This is a genomic window from Phenylobacterium sp., from assembly GCF_044371015.1.
Lineage (GTDB): Bacteria > Pseudomonadota > Alphaproteobacteria > Caulobacterales > Caulobacteraceae > Phenylobacterium.
Map to the genome: position 1 here is coordinate 1 of NZ_JBILUK010000208.1, position 5,705 is coordinate 5,705.

Here is a 5,705-nt window from a genome sequence, read left to right on the forward strand (position 1 = left end):
GACTGGACTGGCAACGCGGTGGGCCTGCTGCACGCGGAAATGCGGGCTCTGGACTCCATCATCATGTCCTGTGGAGACGCGCACCAGGTCCCGGCCGGGGGCGCGTTGGCGGTGGATCGCGAAGGCTTCGCCGAGGCGGTCACGGCGCGGCTGCTGGCGCACCCCAACATCACCCTGGCCCGCGAGGAGATCGCCGGCCTGCCGCCGGGCGAATGGGACAGCGTGATCATCGCCACCGGCCCCCTCACCTCCCCGGCATTGGCTCAGGCGATCCTGGACCTGACCGGCGAGGGCCAACTCGCCTTCTTCGACGCCATTGCGCCGATCGTGAACCTCGAGTCGGTGAACATGGACGTGGCCTGGCGTCAGTCGCGCTACGACAAGGAAGGCCCGGGCGGCGACGCCGCCGCCTACATCAACTGTCCGCTCGACCGGGACCAGTACGAGAGCTTCATCGACGCGCTGCTGGCCGGGCCCAAGGCCGAATTCAAGGACTGGGAGAACGTCCCCTATTTCGACGGCTGCCTGCCGATCGAGGTGATGGCGGAACGCGGCCGCGAGACCCTGCGCCACGGCCCCATGAAGCCGGTTGGCCTGACCAACGCCCACTGTCCGGATGTGAAGCCCTGGGCGGTCGTCCAGCTGCGCCAGGACAATGCGCTGGGCACGCTCTGGAACATGGTCGGCTTCCAGACCAAGCTGAAGCACGGCGCCCAGACCGAGGTGTTCCGGATGATCCCGGGACTTGAGAAGGCGGTGTTCGCCCGCCTCGGCGGCCTGCATCGCAACACCTTCCTCAACAGCCCGCGCCTGTTGGATGCGAGCCTGCGGCTGAACGCTGATCCGCGCCTGCGCTTCGCCGGGCAGGTGACCGGCGTCGAGGGCTATGTGGAGAGCGCCGCCATCGGGCTTCTGGCCGGCCGCTTCGCCGCCGCCGAGCGCCTCGGTCGGACCCTGACCCCGCCGCCCGCAACCACGGCCCTGGGCGCCCTGATCGGCCACATCACCGGCGGTCACCTGGATGGCGGCAAAGGCAGCTTCCAGCCGATGAACATCAACTACGGCCTGCTGCCGCCGCTCGCGCCGCCGAAGCGGGATGACGAAGGACGGCGACTAGGGGCCAAGGAAAAGACCCGGGCCAAGAAGCGCCTGATCGGAGAGCGGGCTCTGGCGGATCTGGCGGCGTGGAGCGCGGGCTGAGGCCGGACGGGATGAGGCCAATCCCGATCAGATCCGGCCGATCGCGACCGCCCAGATAATCCGCAACCCCCGCCGCCGGTCCGATTCCCCGGCTCCAACCAAGGCGGCGTGCGCCACCGCCGGAAACGCCGCCGCAGGCAGACGGCGGGCGCCGGAGCGCGCCTCGGCCCGAACCGGCGACGCCAGCGCCGGCGCCGTTCGCCCCAACAACCAGTAGCGCCCGGCCGCACGCGCGCGCCCGGCCTCCGCCGCCCCAAGGATGCGCGCGCAGACCTCCGCCGCCGCGCCGGCGGTCTGGTCCGCCCACACGAGGCGTTCGTCATCCGACATCGCCGTGGAATCCAGTTCCCGCAGGCGAGCGTCGATCATGCCCTCCAGGAGGTCGCGGGACAGGCTTCGGCGCGCGACCGCCACAGCGAGCGCCTGGGCGGCGGGATGACCGCGCACCGGGCGGCCCTCGAAGATCTCGTCCAGGGCCTCGCGCCACCAGGCCAGACGGATCTCGCCCAGCATCGACTGGGTCGTGACCCGCGGCGCGCGGGCCAGTTCGTGGTCAAAGGCGTAGACGGCGATCACGTCGGCCCGGACCTCGACATCGGCCACGAACCGGCTGGAGAGCCAGCGGTCCGGATCGACCCGTCGGATCAGGGCGTCGAGATCGTCATCCATAGCGCGCTCACGAAAAAGGCCCGCCCAGGCGGGCGAGCCTTTTCGCATCCAGCTCCGGCGATCAGCCGAAGATCGTCTGGTTCAGCGTCATGGTCGCCAGCATCGGGATCGACAGCAGCGTGTTGGTTCGCGAGAACAGCATGGCCTTGCGACCAGCCGCCGCCTTGGCGTCGGCGTCGCCCTCGACGATGCCCAGCGCGATCTTCTGCGCCGGCCAGATGAACACCCAGACGTTGAAGAACATGATCGTGGCCAGCCACATGCCGAGCCCGATGAAGGTGTGCTGGGGAACCTGGAAGCCGCTCGTGGCGCCCAGCGTGAAGGCTTCGACCAGATAGCCGCGGTTCCAGGCCAGCAGAACGCCGAGCACCCAGGTGACCAGCGCGGCCCAACGGAACCAGAACAGCGCCTCGGGCGCGATGTACTTCGACACGCCCGGCTTCAGCTCCGCCGGGATCTCCGGCATTTTCCGGATCTGCACAAAGTTGAAGTAGTAAAGCAGCCCGATCCACATGATGCCCGCGAGCGTGTGGAGCCAGCGCAGAACGCCCTGCCAGAAGATGGCGTCGGTCGAGCCGTAGTGCTGCTGGTAGCCGCCGACGATCACGATCGCGAGCACGAAGCTCAGGATGATGGTGTTGCGGAGATTGGCGAGTAGTCCGGCCATTGATTGCGCCCTCTTTGGAAATCCTGCCCTGGGACCGATCTATAGGACTATTCGGCGCGCGCCGGAAGCGAGCCTGCGTCAGACCGCGATCAGGGCGCAGGCCAGCCTGCGGCCATCCGCCGTCAGCAGGTTGTAGAGACGGATCGCGGCGGGCGTATCCATGATCTCAAGGCCCATCCGCGCGGCCTGAAACGCCTCGCGAACCGCCCTCGGCGGCGGGGAATTGCGGGGGCCGGCGCCCAGCAGAAGGAACTCGACCGCGCCCCGGGGCGCCGCCAGCACGTCGGCGAGATGTTCCGGCGCGAGCGTGTTCAAGGCGGCCACGGGCCAGGGCCGGGCCTGATCATCGAGGATCAGCAACGAGCCGTCATGTCGGGCGCCGTTGAGGCGAAAGCCACCGCCGCCATAAGCGTCGATCTGGGGGGCGGCCCGGGCCACGACGCCCTAGGGCCGCGCGTCGAGCGGCTTGAGCACTTCCGCCTCTTCGCCGCGCGGCACGCCCAGGAACAGCACCACAGACGCCGCGACGAAGAATGAGGAATAGGTGCCTACGACGATCCCGAAGATCATGGCGATGGAGAACCCGTAGAGGCTATCGCCGCCGAACGCTGCAAGCACACCCAGCGCCATCAACCCCGTCAGGCCCGTGATCACAGTTCGCGATAGGGTCTCATTGACGGACAGGTCGATCACGTCGCCGAGCGGCATGCGCTTGTACTTGCGCAAGTTTTCACGAACCCGGTCGAGCACGACCACCGTGTCATTCACCGAGTAGCCGATGATGGTCAGAATCGCCGCGACCGTGTTGAGCGAGAATTCCATCCCGGTGACCGCAAACAGACCGAAGGTCAGCAGCACGTCGTGAATCAGGGCCGCCATGGCGCCCAACCCGAAGGTGAGGCCGAACCGGAACCAGATGTACACCATCATCAACACGATCCCGAGGCCAAGCGCCAGGATGCCGGCGCCGAGGAGTTCGCCCGAAACCTTGGGGCCAACCACCTCTGTGCGCTCGAAACGGACCGTCCCGAGAGCCTGAGTCAGCGCCTGTTTGGCCTGGCCGACCGCCACCGCCGGATTCTGACCATCCGGGGTCTCGAAACGGACCAACGCATCATTGGGACTGCCAAACGCCTGAACCTGGACGTCGCCGAACCCAAGGCCGGTGAGCGTCGTTCGGATCTTGCCGATATCGGCCGGACCGGTCGTTCGAAGCTCGAGCACGGTCCCGCCCTTGAAGTCGACACCGCAGTTGAGCCCACCGCACGGCGGGGTCAGGGGATAGACCGTAACGGCAAGCGCCAGCGCCGTGAGCGTACCGGAAATGATCAGCGCCAGGCGCGCATAGCGCATGAACTGGAAACTGGTCTTGACCGGCAGCAGCTTGATCAGGGGCCACCAGGATGAACGCTGGGTCATGGCCGCCTCACACGATCGGAAGGGTTTTCGGCCGCGCGACACGCAGCCACACGGCGAGCAGAACCTGGGTGATCAGCACGGCGGTGAACACCGAGGTGAACACGCCGATGGAGAGGGTCCAGGCGAAGCCCTTCACGGGCCCGGCGCCTAGCCCGAACATGATCACGGCGGCGCCGAGATTGGTTATGTTGGCGTCGAAGATCGTGAGCATGGCGCGCCCGAACCCCGCATCCATCGCAGTGATGATGGTTCGTCCGGCCCGAACCTCGTCGCGCATCCGCTCGTAGATCAGCACGTTGGCGTCAACGGCGACCGCAAGAGTCAGGATCAGACCAGCGATCCCCGGCAGAGTCAGTGTCGCCTGGGTCACCGACATGGCCGCCACGATCATCAGGCCGTTCACCAGCAGGGCGACGATCGCCACCCCGCCGAACAGCCAGCCGTACGAGACCACCATGAACGCCAGCACCAGTACGAAGGCGCCGATCGCCGACAACTGTCCGGCCGCCACGGCGTCGGCGCCGAGTTCGGCGCCAACCGTCCGCTGCTCCTCGACGTTCAGACGCGTCGGGAGGGCGCCCGCGCGCAACAGCACGGCCAGCTCGTTGGCGGTCTCCGGGGTGAAGCTGCCGCTGATCTGGCCGCTGCCGCCGGTGATCGGTTCGTTGATCGATGGGGCGGAAATGATCTTGTTGTCGAGAACAATGGCGAACCGACGTCCCACGTTGCGGCTGGTCGCATCGCCGAACCGGCGCGTGCCCTGGCCGTTGAAGCGGAAGTTCACGGTCGGCTGGGCGGTCTGGGGATCAAAGCCCGCCTGGGCGTCGGTCAGCATTTCGCCGGTGACCAGCGAGCGCCGATCAACGACCAGCGGCCCCTGCCCTTCCTCGCTGGGCAGCAGCATCTTGCCCGGCGGCACGCGCCCGGCCATGGCCGCCGCGACATCCGCGCTCTCATCCACCATGTGGAAGGTGAGCTTGGCCGTCTGGCCCAGCACCGACTTCAGGCGCTCGGGATCACTCTCGCCGGGCGCCGCCACCACGACCCGGTTGGTCCCCTGACGGACAATGGTGGGTTCCCGCGTGCCAAGCTCGTCGATCCGGCGGCGGATGATCTCGATGGACTGCTCCACAGCCCGAGCCGCTTCGGCGTCGAACGCTTCCGGCACGAACTCCATCGATATCCGCTGACCGTCGCCCGCGGTGACGCGGATGTCCCGTCCGCCGACGACGCCCTGCAGCGGCGTTCCGACATTTTCCCGCAGAACACGGGTCGCCGCCGCCGTCTGCGCCGGATCCACCACCCGCACCGTGACGCGGCCGCCGACAACAGCCAGTTCGGAGAAGACGATCTGCTCCTGCCGAAGCAGGGTGCGCACATCCTCCATAATGTTGTTCAGGCGCTCGACGCGCAGCGCCTCTGTGTCGACCTCGAGGAGCAGATAGGAACCACCCTGGAGGTCGAGCCCGAGGTTGAGCGTCTGCTTCGGCATGAAGCCTGGCAGGCTGTCGCGCACATCCTTGGGCAGGGCGTTCGGCAGGGCGAACACCAGACTCACGAGGACGGACAGAAGGACGAGGACGACCTTCCAGCGCGAGAGCGTCAGCATCGGGGCGGCTTCTAAGCCTTGGAGTCGTTGGCGGGCGCAGGGTCACCCTTGGCGCGCACGTCTGCGATCATCGACTTCACGACCTTGACGGTGACGCCCGACGCGACCTCGAGGCCGACCTCGGTGTCCTCGACCCGCACC

Annotated in this window: 6 protein-coding genes and 1 pseudogene; 1 reads left to right on the forward strand and 6 read right to left on the reverse strand. The window is 67.5% G+C overall.

Going from position 1 to position 5,705, the window contains the following annotated elements:
* Window positions 1-1,200: methylenetetrahydrofolate--tRNA-(uracil(54)-C(5))-methyltransferase (FADH(2)-oxidizing) TrmFO (gene trmFO, locus ACIQ3R_RS14415; RefSeq protein ID WP_397419555.1), on the forward strand; the 1,200-nt coding region annotated here is incomplete at its 5' end.
* A gap of 27 nt (window positions 1,201-1,227) precedes the next feature.
* Here trmFO and ACIQ3R_RS14420 read toward each other — a convergent pair.
* The 6 genes and pseudogenes from ACIQ3R_RS14420 to ACIQ3R_RS14445 form a co-directional block, all read right to left on the reverse strand.
* Window positions 1,228-1,869 carry a squalene/phytoene synthase family protein gene (locus tag ACIQ3R_RS14420; RefSeq protein ID WP_397419556.1) on the reverse strand — a complete coding sequence of 214 codons (642 nt, stop codon included), beginning with the start codon at window positions 1,867-1,869 and terminating at the stop codon, window positions 1,228-1,230.
* Between the two features lie 61 nt (window positions 1,870-1,930).
* Window positions 1,931-2,536, reverse strand: coding sequence for a urate hydroxylase PuuD (locus tag ACIQ3R_RS14425; RefSeq protein ID WP_397419557.1), 606 nt, complete (start codon window positions 2,534-2,536; stop codon window positions 1,931-1,933).
* 78 nt (window positions 2,537-2,614) lie between these two features.
* Window positions 2,615-2,974 carry an Mth938-like domain-containing protein gene (locus ACIQ3R_RS14430; RefSeq protein WP_397419558.1) on the reverse strand — a complete coding sequence of 120 codons (360 nt, stop codon included), beginning with the start codon at window positions 2,972-2,974 and terminating at the stop codon, window positions 2,615-2,617.
* A 6-nt stretch (window positions 2,975-2,980) separates the two neighbouring features.
* Complete coding sequence (gene secF / locus ACIQ3R_RS14435) at window positions 2,981-3,955, reverse strand: protein translocase subunit SecF (protein ID WP_397419559.1); 975 nt, start codon at window positions 3,953-3,955, stop codon at window positions 2,981-2,983.
* Between the two features lie 7 nt (window positions 3,956-3,962).
* Window positions 3,963-5,564: a protein translocase subunit SecD gene (gene secD / locus ACIQ3R_RS14440; protein ID WP_397419560.1), complete on the reverse strand. Its 1,602-nt coding sequence runs from the start codon at window positions 5,562-5,564 to the stop codon at window positions 3,963-3,965.
* A gap of 11 nt (window positions 5,565-5,575) precedes the next feature.
* Window positions 5,576-5,705, reverse strand: a pseudogene (locus ACIQ3R_RS14445) (preprotein translocase subunit YajC); the annotation flags it as partial.

Excerpts from the sequence above, each read along its gene's own strand:
- ACIQ3R_RS14420 (WP_397419556.1), bottom strand. The coding sequence starts at position 1,869 with ATGGATGACGATCTCGACGCCCTGATCCGACGGGTCGATCCGGACCGC.
- ACIQ3R_RS14425 (WP_397419557.1), bottom strand. The coding sequence starts at position 2,536 with ATGGCCGGACTACTCGCCAATCTCCGCAACACCATCATCCTGAGCTTC.
- secF (WP_397419559.1), bottom strand. The coding sequence starts at position 3,955 with ATGACCCAGCGTTCATCCTGGTGGCCCCTGATCAAGCTGCTGCCGGTC.
- secD (WP_397419560.1), bottom strand. The coding sequence starts at position 5,564 with ATGCTGACGCTCTCGCGCTGGAAGGTCGTCCTCGTCCTTCTGTCCGTC.